The sequence below is a fragment of the Pseudomonas sp. NPDC089408 genome (assembly GCF_044749445.1).
Lineage (GTDB): Bacteria > Pseudomonadota > Gammaproteobacteria > Pseudomonadales > Pseudomonadaceae > Aquipseudomonas.
On record NZ_JBIVHY010000025.1, the window covers coordinates 24,664 to 40,868 of the forward strand.

General features: G+C 63.5%; 16 protein-coding genes. 10 read left to right on the top strand and 6 right to left on the bottom strand.

Annotation, left to right across the window (positions count from 1 at the left end; genetic code table 11):
* Nucleotides 1–71 precede the first annotated feature (71 nt).
* The 8 genes from ACIP02_RS25445 (at nt 72) to ACIP02_RS25480 (ending at nt 7,929) form a co-directional block, all read left to right on the top strand.
* A complete protein-coding gene (locus ACIP02_RS25445; protein ID WP_003256068.1) occupies nt 72–668 on the top strand; it encodes an amino acid synthesis family protein in 597 nt (198 codons plus the stop codon).
* Between the two features lie 68 nt (nt 669–736).
* A complete protein-coding gene (locus ACIP02_RS25450; protein ID WP_400622302.1) occupies nt 737–1,570 on the top strand; it encodes an alpha/beta fold hydrolase in 834 nt (277 codons plus the stop codon).
* On the top strand, nt 1,567–3,048 hold the full coding sequence (locus tag ACIP02_RS25455; RefSeq protein ID WP_400622304.1) for an aldehyde dehydrogenase: 1,482 nt from the start codon (nt 1,567–1,569) through the stop codon (nt 3,046–3,048). Before ACIP02_RS25450 ends, ACIP02_RS25455 begins: the two co-directional genes overlap by 4 nt.
* A 13-nt stretch (nt 3,049–3,061) precedes the next feature.
* On the top strand, nt 3,062–3,547 hold the full coding sequence (locus ACIP02_RS25460) for a flavin reductase family protein (protein ID WP_110743163.1): 486 nt from the start codon (nt 3,062–3,064) through the stop codon (nt 3,545–3,547).
* Nucleotides 3,548–3,752: 205 nt separating this feature from the next.
* Nucleotides 3,753–4,142, top strand: a complete 390-nt coding sequence (locus ACIP02_RS25465) for a carboxymuconolactone decarboxylase family protein (protein WP_400622306.1) — start codon at nt 3,753–3,755, stop codon at nt 4,140–4,142.
* Between the two features lie 90 nt (nt 4,143–4,232).
* Nucleotides 4,233–4,979, top strand: a complete 747-nt coding sequence (locus tag ACIP02_RS25470) for a GntR family transcriptional regulator (protein WP_400622308.1) — start codon at nt 4,233–4,235, stop codon at nt 4,977–4,979.
* A gap of 21 nt (nt 4,980–5,000) precedes the next feature.
* Entirely contained in the window at nt 5,001–5,564 is a 564-nt protein-coding gene (locus ACIP02_RS25475) for an NUDIX hydrolase (RefSeq protein WP_400622310.1), read from the top strand.
* A gap of 181 nt (nt 5,565–5,745) precedes the next feature.
* Nucleotides 5,746–7,929, top strand: a complete 2,184-nt coding sequence (locus tag ACIP02_RS25480; RefSeq protein WP_400622312.1) for an ATP-binding protein — start codon at nt 5,746–5,748, stop codon at nt 7,927–7,929.
* Nucleotides 7,930–7,942: 13 nt separating this feature from the next.
* Here ACIP02_RS25480 and ACIP02_RS25485 read toward each other — a convergent pair whose 3' ends face one another.
* Both ACIP02_RS25485 and ACIP02_RS25490 read right to left on the bottom strand, forming a co-directional pair.
* Nucleotides 7,943–8,575 carry a LysE family translocator gene (locus tag ACIP02_RS25485; protein ID WP_400622314.1) on the bottom strand — a complete coding sequence of 211 codons (633 nt, stop codon included), beginning with the start codon at nt 8,573–8,575 and terminating at the stop codon, nt 7,943–7,945.
* Nucleotides 8,576–8,641: 66 nt separating this feature from the next.
* Complete coding sequence (locus ACIP02_RS25490; RefSeq protein WP_400622316.1) at nt 8,642–9,256, bottom strand: LysE family translocator; 615 nt, start codon at nt 9,254–9,256, stop codon at nt 8,642–8,644.
* A 111-nt stretch (nt 9,257–9,367) separates the two neighbouring features.
* On the opposite strand from ACIP02_RS25490, the gene ACIP02_RS25495 reads away from it, so the two are divergent.
* Complete coding sequence (locus ACIP02_RS25495; RefSeq protein ID WP_400622318.1) at nt 9,368–9,820, top strand: Lrp/AsnC family transcriptional regulator; 453 nt, start codon at nt 9,368–9,370, stop codon at nt 9,818–9,820.
* A 397-nt stretch (nt 9,821–10,217) separates the two neighbouring features.
* Nucleotides 10,218–11,630, top strand: coding sequence for a purine-cytosine permease family protein (locus tag ACIP02_RS25500; protein ID WP_400622320.1), 1,413 nt, complete (start codon nt 10,218–10,220; stop codon nt 11,628–11,630).
* A 65-nt stretch (nt 11,631–11,695) separates the two neighbouring features.
* Here the strand turns inward: ACIP02_RS25500 and ACIP02_RS25505 are convergent, their stop codons facing one another.
* The 4 genes from ACIP02_RS25505 to ACIP02_RS25520 form a co-directional block, all read right to left on the bottom strand.
* Nucleotides 11,696–13,000: an ammonium transporter gene (locus ACIP02_RS25505; RefSeq protein WP_400622322.1), complete on the bottom strand. Its 1,305-nt coding sequence runs from the start codon at nt 12,998–13,000 to the stop codon at nt 11,696–11,698.
* Nucleotides 13,001–13,169: 169 nt separating this feature from the next.
* A complete protein-coding gene (locus ACIP02_RS25510; RefSeq protein ID WP_400622324.1) occupies nt 13,170–14,495 on the bottom strand; it encodes an FMN-binding glutamate synthase family protein in 1,326 nt (441 codons plus the stop codon).
* A 13-nt stretch (nt 14,496–14,508) separates the two neighbouring features.
* On the bottom strand, nt 14,509–15,183 hold the full coding sequence (locus ACIP02_RS25515; protein WP_400622326.1) for a protein glxC: 675 nt from the start codon (nt 15,181–15,183) through the stop codon (nt 14,509–14,511).
* A gap of 27 nt (nt 15,184–15,210) precedes the next feature.
* A complete protein-coding gene (locus ACIP02_RS25520; RefSeq protein WP_400622328.1) occupies nt 15,211–16,116 on the bottom strand; it encodes a glutamine amidotransferase family protein in 906 nt (301 codons plus the stop codon).
* Nucleotides 16,117–16,205: the final 89 nt, after the last annotated feature.

Below are 16,205 nucleotides of genomic sequence, written 5' to 3' on the forward strand. Positions count from 1 at the left end.
CCTCTTGCACAACAAATATTATGGTATACCATCAGACAACAATAGCTGATAACCCTCACCAGGAGCCACCCATGAGTTTCGAAATCCGCAAGATCGTCACCTACTCCGAAGAGACCCGCATCGAAGGCGGCAAGGCCACCGACAAGCCGGTGACCATGGTCGGCCTGGCCGTCGTGATCAAGAACCCATGGGCCGGTCGCGGTTTTGTTGAGGATCTGAAGCCGGAAATCCGTGCCAACTGCTCGGAGCTGGGTGCCCTGATGGTCGAGCGCCTGACTGCTGCCATCGGCGGTGCCGACAAGATCGAGGCCTACGGCAAAGCTGCTGTGGTCGGCGCCGACGGCGAAATCGAACACGCCTCGGCAGTGATCCACACCCTGCGCTTCGGCAACCACTACCGCGAAGCGGTCCAGGCCAAGAGCTACCTGAGCTTCACCAACAAGCGCGGCGGCCCAGGCACTTCGATCCAGATCCCGATGATGCAGAAGGACGACGAAGGCCTGCGCTCGCACTACATCACCCTGGAAATGCAGATCGAAGACGCCCCGCGTGCCGATGAAATCGTCGTGGTCCTGGGCGCTGCCGACGGCGGCCGCCTGCACCCGCGTATCGGCAACCGCTACATCGACCTGGAAGAACTGGCTGCCGAAAAAGCCAACGCTCAATAACAACAACCAAGACGGGCCGGGGCGTGGCGTGCTTACCCGCCGCGCCCGACCTTCAAGGAGCGCCCTCCATGATTCAGCCTGTCGCTGAACGCACACCTGCCGGCACCAGCTACCTGTCCGTCGGCCAGGGCCAACCCGTGGTACTGATACACGGCGTCGGCCTTAATAAAGAGATGTGGGGCGGCCAGATCGTTGGCCTGGCCAACGACTACCGCGTAATCGCCTACGACATGCTCGGCCACGGCCAAAGCCGCGTGCCGGCCGCCGACACCCCGCTGGAAGGCTACGCCGACCAGCTCGCCGAACTGCTCGACCACCTGCAGATTCCGCAGGCCACGGTGATCGGCTTCTCCATGGGCGGCCTGGTTGCTCGTGCATTCGCCCTCAACTACCCGCAGCGCCTGGCTGCGCTGGTAGTGCTCAACAGCGTGTTCAACCGCAGCCCCGAGCAGAGTGCCGGCGTCATCGCCCGTGCCGCACAGGCTGCAGAACTTGGCCCCGACGCCAACGTCGATGCTGCCCTCGACCGCTGGTTCAGCCGTGAATACAAGGCTGCCAACCCGGCGCAGGTCGCCGCCATTCGCCAGGTGCTGGCAAGCAACGACCCGCAGGGTTACCACACCACTTATTCGCTGTTCGCTACCCAGGACATGTACCGCGCAGGCGACCTGGGCAGCATTCAGGTGCCTGCGTTGATCGCCACCGGCGAACTCGACTCTGGCTCCACCCCGGCCATGACCCGCCAGCTCGCCGCCAGCATTCCTGGTGCGCACAGTGTGGTCCTCGCCGAGCAACGGCATATGATGCCGGTGGAAGCCCCCCGTGAAGTCAACAAGATGCTGCTGGACTTCCTCGCGCAAGCCCGCACCCTCACCGAATCCGCCAAGGGGATTGTTGCATGACCCTCGTTCGTTTCCAGATGTGCATCGACGGCCAATGGCGCGATGCCCAGAGCGGCAAGACCTTCGACAGCCTCAACCCGGCCACCGCCCAGGCCTGGGCGCAACTGCCCGACGCCGACGAAGCCGATGTCGAGCTGGCCGTACAGGCCGCCCAGCGTGCCTTTGACAGCAAGCAATGGCGCAGCATCACCGCCACCGCGCGCGGCAAGCTGCTGCGTCGCCTGGGCGACCTGATTGCCGAAAACAAGGAACACCTGGCCCAGCTGGAAAGCCGGGACAACGGCAAGCTGATCCGCGAAACCCGCGGCCAGGTCGGCTACCTGCCTGAGTTCTTCCACTACACCGCAGGCCTGGCTGACAAGATCGAAGGCGGCACCCTGCCGCTGGACAAGCCCGACCTGTTCGCCTACACCGTGCACGAGCCGATCGGCGTGGTCGCCGGGATCATCCCGTGGAACAGCCCGCTGTACCTCACCGCGATCAAGCTGGCCCCGGCCCTGGCCGCCGGCAACACCATCGTGCTCAAGCCTTCCGAGCACGCCTCGGCGACCATCCTCGAACTGGCGCGCCTGGCCCTTGAGGCCGGCTTCCCGGCCGGCGTGGTCAACGTGGTCACCGGTTACGGCCCAAGCACCGGCGCGGCGCTGACCCGCCACCCGCTGGTGCGCAAGATCGCCTTCACTGGCGGCGCCGCCACCGCCCGCCACGTGGTGCGCAGCAGTGCCGAGAACTTCGCCAAGCTGTCGCTGGAGCTGGGCGGCAAGTCGCCGAACATCATCTTCGCCGACGCCGACCTGGACAGCGCCATCAACGGCGCCGTGGCCGGCATCTATGCCGCCTCCGGGCAAAGCTGCGTGGCCGGCTCACGCCTACTGGTGCAGGACGAGATCTTCGACGCATTCGTCGAGCGCCTCATCGCCCGCGCCAAGCGCATCCGCATCGGCAACCCGCAGGACGACGCCAGCGAAATGGGCCCGATGGCCACCGCACAGCAACTGGCCGTGGTCGAAGGCCTGGTCGCCGCAGCCAAGGCCGAAGGCGCCAAGCTGCACATGGGCGGCAAGCGTGCCGAGGTGGAGGGTGACGGCTGGTTCTACGAGCCGACCCTGTTCGAGTGCGACAGCAACTCGATGACCATCATGCAGGAAGAAGTGTTCGGCCCGGTGGCCGCGGTGATCCGCTTCAAGACCGAGGAAGAGGCCCTGGAAATGGCCAACGACTCGCAGTTTGGCCTGGCGGCCGGCATCTGGACCCGCGACCTGGGCCGTGCCCACCGCCTGGCCCGTGACGTGCGCTCGGGGATCATTTGGGTCAACACCTACCGCGCCGTGTCGGCCATGGCGCCGATTGGCGGTTTCAAGAACAGCGGCTACGGCCGTGAAAGTGGCATCGATTCGGTGCTGGCCTATACCGAGCTGAAGACCGTGTGGATCAACCTGTCCACCGCGCCGATGCCCGACCCGTTTGTGATGCGTTAAGAGGTAGCACGAGATGATCGAACCCGGCATCTACAAAGACGTGATGGGCTCCTTCCCGTCCGGCGTCACGGTTGTCACCACCCTGGACGCCGACGGCGGCATCGTCGGCATCACCGCCAGCGCGTTCAGCGCGTTGTCGATCGACCCGGCACTGGTGCTGTTCTGCCCCAACTATGCCTCGGACACCTACCCGATCCTGCGGGACAGCAAGCAGTTTGCGATTCACCTGCTGTCCGCCGACCAGACTGCCGAAGCCTATGCCTTTGCCGGCAAGGGCAAGGACAAGGCCAAAGGCGTCGAGTGGCAACTGAGCGAGCTGGGCAACCCGCTGCTGACCAAGGCCACGGCGATCATCGAGTGCGAACTGTGGCGCGAGTACGACGGCGGTGACCACGCGATCATCGTTGGTGCGGTAAAAAACCTGGTACTGCCGGCCGAGCCGGTGACACCGATGGTTTACCACAAAGGCAAGCTCGGCGCCCTGCCGCCCTTGGGCTGACCTTCGAGACTTTGGGGCCGCTGCGCGGCCCTTTCGCGACGCAAGGCCGCTCCTACAGGAGATCGCGGTCACTTGTAGGAGCGGCCTTGTGTCGCGAAAGGGCTGCACAGCAGCCCCAGAATTTCAGCAACACCCCATTTTTCAGGGGCCGCGCTAATCGTCTCACCCTCGGTTGCGGCCCCTGTTTTATTCCGGAGTACTGCGCATGAGCAATGAAAAGTACGAAAAAGGCCTGCAGATCCGCACCCAGGTGCTGGGCGAGGACTACGTCAACCGCTCGATCCAGAACGCCGACGCGTTTACCAAGCCGCTGCAGGAGCTGGTCACCGAATACTGCTGGGGCCACGTCTGGGGCCGCGAAGGCCTCTCGCTCAAAGAGCGCAGCATGATAAACTTGGCCATGATTTCCGCGCTCAACCGGCCCCACGAGCTCAAGCTGCACATTCGCGGCGCATTGCGTAATGGCCTGAGCCGTGAACAGATTCGCGAGATCCTGCTCCAGGTCGGCATTTATTGCGGCGTACCCGCGGCGGTGGACAGCTTCCGCCTGGCCCGCGAAGCGTTCGCTGAAGCCGATGCGGAGTCAACCCGTTAACACCGGGCTGTTCGAACCCACGCAAGGAGCACCCAAGGTTCGTGGTGCTGTTGCGGTTGCGGCCGAGCCGCCTCTTTAAGAGCGCACTTGATGAAACGCCAGCCACTCGACGACAGCTTCAAGGTCAACCGCAACCCCGTTACCCTGCGCGAAATCGTGCTCGACAAGCTGCGCGCCGCGATCATGAACTTCCACCTGCTGCCCGGCGACCGCCTGGTCGAGCGCGACCTCTGCGACCGCCTCGGCGTCAGCCGCACCTCGGTACGCGAAGCCCTGCGCCACCTGGAATCCGAAGGCCTGGTAGAATTCGCCGACGCCAAGGGCCCGCGCGTGGCCATCATCACCCTGGAAGACGCCCGCGACATCTACGAGCTGCGTTGCGTACTCGAAGGCCTGATCGTGCAGCTGTTCACCCTCAACGCCAAGGCCAAGGACATCCGTGCCCTGGAACGCGCGCTGGAGGTCAACCGCGAAGCCCTGGAAGAAGGCGAGCTGCAACAGGTGCTGGATTCGGTGCAAGGCTTCTACGACGTGCTGCTGGAAGGCTCCGGCAACCAGGTGGCGGCGCAACAACTGCGCCAGTTGCAGGCACGCATCAGCTACCTGCGCGCCACCTCGGTGTCGCAGGAAAACCGCCGCGGTGCCAGCAACCGCGAAATGGAAAAAATCGTCGAGGCGATCAAGGGCGGGGATCCGCTGGTGGCCCATCAGGCCTCGGTCGACCACGTCCGCGCCGCCGCCAAGGTGGCCCTGGACTACCTGCGCCAGAAGCAGGATGACAACGCCAAGGTGCGCGACATTGTCGAGCCTCTGGCCCTCAAGGATCCACGTATATAAAAACCGTATAGGCCGCTGATCATGCCCAACGCCCTGCGCTACTGCCCGCACTGCACCACGGAACTGGCCCGGGGCGTTCCCACAGGCGATACCCACGAACGCCTGCACTGCACCGGCTGCGGTTTTATCCACTATATCAACCCGAAGATCATCGCCGGCTGCATCATCGAACGCGAAGGCAAGTACCTGCTGTGCCAGCGCGCCATCCCGCCGCGCCCCGGCACCTGGACCTTGCCGGCAGGGTTCATGGAGGCAGGCGAAACCACCGAGCAGGCGGCCCTGCGCGAAGTGTGGGAAGAAAGCGGCGTGCGCGCGGATATCGTCTCGCCGTACTCGATCTTCAGCGTGCCCAAAATCTCCGAGGTGTACATCATCTTCCGCGCCATCGCCACTGAAGAAACCGGGCAGTATGGGCCGGAAACGCTGGCGTACAAGTTTTTCGAGCCGGATGAAATCCCGTGGGACGAAATCTACTACCCGGCAATCAGGCAGATTCTCGAACGTTACATCCTGGAGCGGCAGGCTGGGGTGTATGGCATCTACATGGGGAATGACGATACTGGCAAGGTGCACTTCATGCGTTAACCTGTGCCGGCCTATTCGCGGCGGTTCGGCGCCCCGATGAACCCGCTCCTACAACCAGAATGCGATCAATGTAGGAGCGGGTTTACCCGCGAAGAGGCCGGCACAGCCAGCACAAATCCCTCGCCAACCGTCTATTCTCGGTGCACCCTAATGGCCTTGAGCAAAAGGACCGGCAGCGCACATGGTTAAATGGCTAGACGGCGGCGGATTGATGGCCGAACACATCCGCAACCACGACTGGGCCACCACGGGCCTTGGCCCGCTGGAGCACTGGCCCGACGCCCTGAAAACCAGCGTGGCCCTGTGCCTGGCCTCGCGCTTTCCGCAGGCCGTGCTCTGGGGCCCGCAACTGCTTACCCTGCACAATGATGCCTTCGCCCAGATCCTCGGGCAGAAGCCAATGGCACTGGGCAGGCCATTCAGTGAGGTGTGGCAAGAAGCCTGGGCCGACATCGCCAGCATGGCCGACCGTGCACTGGCTGGCGAGGCCGTGTACATCGAAGACTTCCCGCTCATCATCAACCGCAATGGCGGCCCCGAGCGCGCCTATTTCACCTTCTGCTACAGCCCCATCCGCGGCCACGACGGCAAGGTACTGGGCATGCTCGACACGGTCACCGAAACCACGGCCAGCGTGCTGGCCAACCAGCGCCTGAAGTTCCTCGACGACCTTGGCCGCGCCGTTGCCGACGCCACTGACCCGGACCAGATTCTGGCCATCACTACCCGCCAGCTGCTCGAGCACCTGCAACTGTCGAGTTGCGCGTACGCAGTGATGGAGTCCGACGAAGACGGCTTCACCATTTGTGGCGACGCCGTAGCACCCGGCTCGCCACACCTGGTCGGGCAATACCAGTTGCACGACTTCGGCAAGCTGGCACTCAGCCGCCTGCGCAGCGGCCTGGCCCTGGTAATCAATGACAACCTGCGCGAGCTGGCACCTGAGGAGGCCGCCACCTTCCAGGCGATCGGTATCACTTCAACCATTTGCATGCCACTGATCAAGGGCGGCCGGCTGACCGCACTGATGGCCATCCACGACAAGGCGCCCCGGACATGGACGCAGTATGAACAGGCGCTGATCAGCGAAGTCACCGAGCGCTCCTGGGCGCATATACAGCGGGTGCAGGCACACGCCGCAGTCCGTGAGGCGATGGCTGCGCTGGAAGCACTGAATGCCACCCTGGAACACCGTGTCGACGAGCGCACCGCCCAGTTGCTGCACACCGAAGCCGTGCTGCGCCAGACGCAGAAGCTGGAAGCCATCGGCCAGCTGACCGGCGGCGTGGCCCATGACTTCAACAACCTGCTGACCATCATTCGCTCGTCACTGCACTTCCTGCAACGCCCAAGCCTCGACGACAAACGCCGTGAGCGCTACCTCAAGACCATGTCCGACACCGTCGACCGTGGCGCCAAGCTGACCGGCCAGTTACTGGCGTTTGCCCGCCGCCAGGCCCTCAGCCCGCAGCTGTTCGAGGCCGGGCCGCGGCTGGAGGCCATGGCCGACATGCTCGACACCGCCACGGGCGCGCGCATCCAGATCGAGTTGCAGTTGCCGCATGCGCCCTGCCATATCCGCGCCGACCTCAGTCAGCTGGAAACCGCGGTGATCAATCTGATGCTCAATGGCCGCGATGCCATGGCTGGCGAGGGCACCTTGCAACTGCGCCTGCAAGCCGACCAGCGCTTGCCGGCCCTGCGCGGCCAACCACCACAACCTGGCCAGTTCGCAGCGATTTCGGTCAGCGACAGTGGCACCGGCATCGCCGCCGAATTGCTTGAGCGCATCTTCGACCCGTTCTTCACCACCAAGGCGCCGGGCGAAGGCACTGGCCTTGGTCTGTCGCAGGTGTTCGGTTTTGCCAAGCAGTCCGGCGGCGATGTGCAGGTAAGCAGCCTCCCCGGCCAAGGCACCACCTTTACCTTGTACCTGCCGCAGGAGGACCCACCTGCCGCAGCGCCCGAAGCAGCCTCAACCAGCTGCCAGCCGCACGCACAGGGCGAACGGCGGCGGATACTGGTGGTAGAAGACAACCCCGAACTGGGCAACTTCACTGCGCAAATCCTTGAAGACCATGGCTACCGGATCAGCTACGCGCGTTCGGCGGAAGAGGCTCTGGCACAACTGACCGGCCCGGCAGGCGATTTTGATGCGGTGTTTTCCGATGTGGTCATGCCCGGTATGGGTGGGCTGGCGCTGGCCCGTGAGCTGCGCCGCCATCGTCCACAGCTGCCGATTATCCTGACTTCGGGGTATAGCGAAGCGATTGCCGAAGGTGGCCATCAGGGGTTCGCCTTTCTGGCTAAACCCTACTCGGCAGAGCAGGTGTGCCAGATGCTCGGCAAAATACTGGGCAACTGAAGCCTGGGGGCGCTCAACGGCGCCCCTCTGCCAGCATACGCACTGCCAGCCCTGCCAGCACCGTACCCATCAGCCAGCGCTGAACCTGTTGCCACAGCGGCCTGCCAGCCAGGAACACCGCGATCGACCCGGCCATGACCGCGATCAGCGCGTTGACCGAAACGCTGATGGCAATCTGTGTCGAACCCAGTACCAGCGACTGCAGCAGTACGCTGCCATGGCCCGGCTCGATGAATTGGGGCATCAGCGACAGGTACATGACGGCAATCTTGGGGTTGAGCAGGCTGGTGGCAAAGCCCATGGTGAACAGCCGCCGTGGGCTGTCGGCGGGCAAGTCACGGACCTGGAAAGGTGAACGACCACCGGGGCGCAGCGCCTGCCAGGCCAGGTACAACAGGTACAGCGCGCCACCAATGCGCAGCGCGTCGTAGGCAAAAGGCACCGCCATTACCAGCGCGGTAATGCCCAATGCGGCGCAGAACATGTAGATAACAAAACCCAGGGCTACACCGCCCAACGATATCAACCCGGCCTTGCGGCCCTGGCAGATCGAGCGAGAGATCAGGTAGATCATGTTCGGCCCCGGGGTCAGGACCATGCCCAGGCAGATCAGGGCGAAGGTGAGCAGTTGGGTCATTTCGGGCATGAAGCACATCCTGGTTGTGCGTTGAAGTCGTGCGAGTTTATCCGAAGCCATTTGCAACCGGTGAAATCAGTTTATCTGACCAATGATCAGGCCCAGCGCCACGGTAATCATCGCCACCCCCGACACCCGCCCGACCAGCCTGGCCGCGCCCGGCCGGGTGCTCAGCACAGCCTTGGCGCCATACCCCACCAGTGAATAGATCACCAGCGAACTGCACAGGTGCACCAGCCCCAGCAGCAAGATCTGCACCGGCACCGGCCAGCTCGATTGCGGGTCGGTGAATTGCGGCAGCAAAGCCAGGAACAGCAGGAACACTTTAGGGTTCAGGCCACTGACGCAGAACCCCTTCAATGCCCAGCGCGAGCCCGACTCCCCAGCCCCGCCCTGCCCGGCCGACGGCAATGCCGGGCTCAGCAACAGATTGCCGCCCAGCCACAGCAGGTAGCTGCACCCCGCCAGGGTCAGCAACGTCAGCGCCAGCGGATGGCCCGCCAGCAGGCTGCCAACCCCGGCCGCTACCACCAGGGTGGCAAGGAAATGCCCCGACAACATCCCCGCCACCGCGGGCATCACCCAGCGCCCGCGCATCCCTGCCGAAATGGCATAGGCCCAATCGGCACCGGGGGTAATCACGAACAGCATCGACACGGCCCAAAATGCCGTCAGCACACTGATAGCCACTTGAATTTTCCTTATCTACTGCTTTGCGATAGCGAAAGATTACGGATTCCTTCCGGGGATTTTCTTTCGTATATTCCCCCTAAGCATTTATTTACTGGAAGATTCTTCCTCTTGGACAGAACTGATCGAAAAATCCTTGCCGAGCTGCAAAAAGACGGTCGGCTGTCGGTGACCGAACTGGCCGACCGGGTGGGGCTCAGCCTGTCGCCCTGCCATCGGCGCTTGAAGGCACTGGAGGAATGCGGGGCGATTCTGGGTTACCACGCCCGCCTGGCGCCGAGCGCGCTGGGGCTGAACTTCGCCGCGCTGGTGTTCGTCACCCTGCGCGAAGTGACCCGCCAGCCGGTGGCGGATTTTGAAGCAGCGCTGGCCGAGATCCCGCAGATTGTCGAGGCGCAGCGGCTGTTCGGTGACCCGGATTACCTGCTGCATGTGGTGGCCAAGGATTTGCCGGCGTTTCAGAAGCTGTATGACGAGCAGCTGACCAGTATTCCCAATGTGAGGCGCCTGAGTTCGACGCTGGTGATGAAAGAGGTGATTCAGGATCGTATGTTGCCTATGTAGTGTGTGTCGCCTGTACCGGCCTCTTCGCGGGTAAACCCGCTCCTACAACAGCCACGCAGACCGTTGTAGGAGCGGGTTCACCCGCGAAGAGGCCGGTACAGGCAACAATTCCTTCTGCCCCAAAAATGCACAGCACGCACCAGCAAAGCCCGCCCATTGCAGCCCACACAAGGCTCAACCCCTCTACCCCAAGGCCTCCAGCCTACTGGCACCCTCCTTGCTACCGTCACCCGCTTAAGCTTTTGTCAGCCTTAGGTTTTTTAAGGTTTATGGGTACATATTTACTAATTTCTCGTTATCCCCGCGCCCCGCATCATCGCTCCAACAAGAACGCGTCGCCCTTCGCCGGCACGCCCCCGGGCAATTCCCGATGCCCTACCTTGCCTTGGAGTCAGTCATGACCAGTGCAGCCAATTCGGCACCCCTGATAGAAAAACACACGATCGGCTATGTGCCGCCGGAAGACCGCCATGGAAAGGTAAGGGATCTGTTCACACTGTGGTTCGGCGGCAACATCGCGCCGCTGCCCATCGTTACCGGCGCGCTCGGCGTGCAATTGTTTCACCTGAACCTGGTGTGGGGCATTGTCGCCATCCTGGTTGGCCACCTGGTCGGTGGCGTGCTGATGGCCCTGCACTCGGCCCAGGGTCCGCAGATGGGCATCCCGCAAATGATCCAGAGCCGCGCCCAGTTCGGTACCCTCGGCGCGCTGCTGGTGGTGGTGATTGCCGGTGTGATGTACATCGGTTTCTTTGCCTCCAACATCGTGCTTGCCGGCAAGTCGCTGCATGGCGTGGTCGATGCCGTGCCGGTACCGGTGGGCATCGTCATCGGTGCGCTGGGTTCGGGCATCATCGGCATCATCGGCTACCGCTTCATCCATGTCCTCAACCGCATCGGCACCTGGGTGCTGGGCATCGGTATCGTGGTCGGCTTCGGCTACATCTTCACCCACGTGCAGAGCGACGACTTCCTCACCCGCGGCGGCTTCAACCTGGCCGGCTGGCTGGCCACGGTGTCGCTGGCGGCGCTGTGGCAGATCGCCTTTGCGCCCTATGTGTCGGACTACTCGCGCTACCTGCCGGCAGACGTGAAAGTCAGCTCGACCTTCTGGACCACCTACCTGGGCTCGGCCCTGGGTTCGAGCTTGTCGTTCATCTTCGGCGCCGTGGCGGTGCTGGCAATCCCGGCCGGTATGGACACCATGGACGCGGTCAAGCTGGCTACCGGCACCCTTGGCCCGATCATGCTGGTGCTGTTCCTGCTCAGCGTGATCAGCCACAACGCCCTCAACCTGTATGGTGCGGTGCTGTCGATTATTACCCTGGTGCAAACCTTCGCCTACCGCTGGATCCCTACCGCCAAGAGCCGTGCCGTGCTGTCGCTGATCGTACTGTCGGCCTGCTGCGTGGTGGCAGTGTTCGCCTCGGCAGACTTCATCGGCCACTTCGTCGACATGGTACTGGTGCTGCTGGTGGTGCTGGTGCCATGGACGGCGATCAACCTGATCGACTTCTATGCCATTCACAAGGGTGACTATGACATCCAGTCGATCTTCCAGGTTGATGGCGGCATCTACGGGCGTTACAACCCGCAGGCGCTGATCGCCTACGCCGTGGGTATCGCGGTGCAGATCCCGTTCATGAACACGCCGCTATATGTCGGGCCGATTTCGGAGCACATCAATGGCGCTGACCTGTCGTGGCTGGTGGGGCTGGCGGTGACTTCGCCGCTGTACTGGTGGCTGGCCAGCCGTGACAGCGCTTACCGTCGTCGCCAGACCAGTGCCAAGCTTGCCATGGGGCACTGATTAAACCTGAACTGGCCTCTTCGCGGCGGTTCGCCGCGAAGAGGCCGGTACAAGCACCCCATCAATCAGAGGTTGTAAGCCCGCTCATTGTGCTCGGCAAGGTCCAGCCCCTGCTCTTCCTCTTCCCGGCTGGCCCGCAACCCTATGGTCAGCTTGATGGCCCCAAGAATCGCCCAGCTCACCACAAAGCAGTACACAAAGGTGAACGCCACCCCCTTCAGCTGCACCAGCGCCTGCCCGATCGGCGACACCCCCTCTACATAGCCACCCAACGAAGGCGCGGCAAACACCCCGGTCAGGATCGCCCCGACCATGCCGCCCACGCCATGCAGGCCGAACACATCCAGGCTGTCGTCATAGCCCAAAGCCTGCTTCAGCCGGGTCACGGCAAAGAAGCAGATCGCCCCGGTCAACAAGCCGATCACCACCGCACCCAACGGCCCGACAAAGGCACAGGCCGGGGTAATCCCGACCAACCCGGCCAGCGCACCAGAAGCCGCACCCAGCGCCGTCGGCCGACCGTGCATGATCTTTTCGGTCAGCAACCAGCCGATAATCCCCGCACAGGCCGCCACCATGGTCGCCAGCATCACCACCCCAGCCCCTTGGTTGGCCGCAAGCCCGGAGCCGACGTTGAAGCCGAACCAGCCCACCCACAACAACCCTGCTCCCACCAAAGTGAAACCCAGGTTATGCGGCGGCATTGCCACCTGCGGGTAGCCCTTGCGCTTGCCCAGCATCATCGCCGCCGCCAGCGCCGCCACACCAGAGTTGATGTGCACCGCAGTACCGCCTGCAAAGTCCAGCACACCCCAGTTGACCATCAATGCGCCCGGTCCGCCCCAGACCATATGGGCAATTGGCGCATACACCAGCACGAACCACGCTGCCATGAACAGCAGCGAAGCGCTGAACTTCATGCGCTCGGCAAAACCGCCAGCAATCAGTGCCGGGGTGATGATGGCGAAGGTCAGCTGAAACACCGCGAACACGCCTTCAGGGATGGTGCCGACCAGGCTGTCATGGCCGATATTCAGCATCAGCGCCTTGTCCAACCCGCCAATGAGGCTGTTGAAGGTGAGCTGGCCCTCGACCATGCCGCTGGTGTCGACCACCAGGCTGTAGCCGAACAGCACCCAGAGGATGCCGATCACCCCGGCCACGGCGAACAGTTGGGTAAATACCGAAAGGAAGTTCTTGGCCCGCACCATGCCACCGTAGAACAGCGCCAGGCCGGGGATGCACATCATCAGCACGAACATCGCAGCGCAGATCATCCAGGCGGTGTTGCCGGTATCGAGGGTGGGTTCGGCGGCGTGGGCGTGGGAAGTCAAGGCTAACGACATTACAGCAAGGGTGAGGTGCTTCATGAAGTCACTCCTGTGTGAATGGTGGGGTGCCCTGGGGCTGCTTTGCAGCCCTTTCGCGACACAAGGCCGCTCCTACAAAGGACCGCACAGTGCCTGAACCTTGCGCGGTCCCCTGTAGGAGCGGCCTTGTGTCGCGAAAGGGCCGCAAAGCGGCCCCAATGACCAAAACTCAGTACTGCGCCTGCCCCGGCACCCACGCGGTCCCCGCCAACGGCACCCGCGCCATCGCCGCCGCCTCCACGGTCAACGCCACCAGGTCCTCCGGGTCCAGGTTATGCAGGTGCGACTTGCCACACGCCCGCGCCATGGTCTGCGCCTCCAGCACCAAGACCCGCAGGTAGTTGGCCAGGCGCCGCCCAGCCTCTTCCGGGTTCAACCGTTTGGCCAGTTCCGGGGCCTGGGTGGTGATGCCAGCCGGGTCGCGGCCGTTCTGCCAGTCGTCATAGAAACCCGCCGCCGAACCGATCTTTTTCAGCTCGCTGTCCAGCCGCGGGTGGTTGTCACCCAGTGCAATCAGCGCCGCCGTGCCAATGGCCACCGCATCGGCGCCCAGGGCCATGGCCTTGGCCACGTCGGCACCATTGCGGATCCCCCCGGAAACAATCAGCTGCACCTTGCGGTGCATGCCCATTTCCTGCAGCGCCTGCACCGCCTGCGGGATGGCCGGTAAAATCGGAATGCCGACGTGTTCGATGAACACTTCCTGGGTCGCCGCAGTACCGCCCTGCATGCCATCGAGCACGATCACATCGGCACCCGCCTTCACCGCCAGCTTGACGTCGTAGTACGGGCGGCTGGCACCGATCTTCACGTAGATCGGTTTTTCCCAGTCGGTGATCTCACGGATCTCGGCAATCTTGATCGCCAGGTCATCCGGGCCGGTCCAGTCCGGGTGGCGGCAGGCGCTGCGCTGGTCAACGCCGATCGGCAAGGTGCGCATGCCGGCCACCCGCTCGGTCACCTTCATGCCCAGCAGCATGCCGCCACCGCCCGGCTTGGCGCCTTGGCCAAGGACGATCTCGATAGCGTCGGCCTTGCGCAGGTCGTCGGGGTTCATGCCATAGCGCGACGGCAGGTACTGGTACACCAGGTGTTGCGACTGGCCGCGTTCTTCCGGGGTCATGCCACCGTCGCCAGTGGTAGTGCTGGTGCCGGCGATGGTCGCGCCACGGCCCAGTGCTTCCTTGGCGTTGGCCGATAACGCGCCGAAGCTCATGCCGGCGATGGTCACCGGGATTTTCAGGTGGATGGGCTTCTTGGCAAAGCGGTTGCCCAGCACCACATCGGTGCCGCACTTCTCGCGGTAGCCCTCCAGCGGGTAGCGTGACACGCTGGCACCGAGCAGCAGCAGGTCGTCGAAGTGCGGCACGCGGCGCTTGGTGCCGCCGCCACGGATGTCGTAGATGCCGGTTTCGGCAGCACGCTGGATTTCCTGGATGGTCAGGCGATCGAAAGTGGCCGATTCACGCAGTACCGGGGGGAATTGCTCGCTCATGGGAATGCTCCGATCAGTACGCGCTGGCGTTGTCGACTTTGAAGTTGTACAGCTGGCGGGCCGAGCCGTAGCGTTTGAAATCGGCGGCCTTGTGCGCCAGGCCGGCCTTGCTCAGCAGTTCCTGCAGCTCTTGCAGGTGCTCGGCACGCATTTCTTTCTCGATGCAGTCCGAGCCCAACGACTGCACCGTGCCTTTCACGTAGATGCGTACCTCGTACAGTGAATCGCCCAGCGCATCGCCAGCGTCGCCGCAGACGACCAGGCGCCCGGCCTGGCCCATGAAGCAGCTCATGTGGCCGATGCTGCCGCCGACCACGATGTCCACGCCCTTCATCGAGATGCCACAGCGCGCGCCGGCATCGCCTTCGATCACCAACAGCCCGCCATGGGCGGTGGCACCGGCGGCCTGCGAGGCACTGCCCTTGACCCGTACCGAACCGGACATCATGTTCTCGGCCACACCCACGCCGACGTTGCCGTGCACGGTGACGCTGGCCTGCTGGTTCATGCCGGCGCAGTAGTAGCCGGCGTGGCCTTCGATATCCACGGCCACGTCCGCGTTGATGCCCACGGCCAGGTTGTGTTTGCCGCCCGGGTGGGTCACCCGCCATTCGTGGTCCTGCACCTCGCCGTGCAGGGACTGGTTGAGCACACGCACCGAAGTGCTGGAAAGGTCGATCGTCTTCATAGGGTTCTCCAGGGGTTCGGTGGCAGGTCAGGCGCTTTCGCGCTCCCAGACGTACAGGGTGGCCGGTGCCGGCTCCCAGACCTTGGCGTGCTCGATGCCCGGCAGGCTGGCCAGGGCCTGGTACTCCGAGGCCATGGCCACGTAGTCGTCGGTCTCGGCCAGCACAGCCGGCTTGCAGGCGATCGGGTCGCGGATCACGGCAAAGCCGTTGCGGGTGCCGATGGCGAAAGTGAAGAAGCCATCCAGGTCTTGCAGCGCGCCATCCAGGGCCTGGGCCAGGCTGTCGCCCTGCTGCAGGCGCCAGGTCAGGTAACCGGCCGCCACCTCAGTGTCGTTGTCGGTTTCAAAACTGATGCCTTCGCGCTTGAGCACCTGGCGCAGGCGGAAGTGGTTGGACAGCGAGCCGTTGTGCACCAGGCACAAGTCGGCGCCGGTGGAGAACGGATGGCTGCCTTCCATGGTCACGGCGCTTTCGGTGGCCATGCGGGTATGGCCGATGATGTGACTGCCCTGCATGCCGGCCAGGCCGAAGCGGCTGGAAATTTCTGCCGGCAGGCCCATGCCCTTGAGAATTTCGATGCTCTGCCCGGCGCTCATGATGCGCACGTCCGGGGCCAGTTCGCTCAGTGCCTGGCGGGCTGCAGCCTCGCGGGTGTGCACTTTCAGCACAGCGGCGCTGGCGTTCTGAGACCAGTCCAGCGAGCAGCCCAGGCGCCCCTCCAACTGGCCCATCAAAGTGGTCCAGGGGTAGTTGATGTCAGTAGCCTGCAAGGTCAGTTTGACCCAGCCATCGGCCACTTCATCGCCGTAAATGGCAAAGCCGGCGCTATCCGGGCCGCGGTCGGTCATGGCTTCGAGCATGGGTTCAAAGAGCTTGCCAAGCTGGGCTTCCAGCTCGGGCTTTTTCAGGTACAGACCTACGATTCCACACATAAAAGGGCCTCACTACGTTCGGCAGCAAGCTGTAAGCGGCAAGCTGCAAGTTATCCGTGTTGAACGGGGGTTTTGGTGTCGCCGCGCAG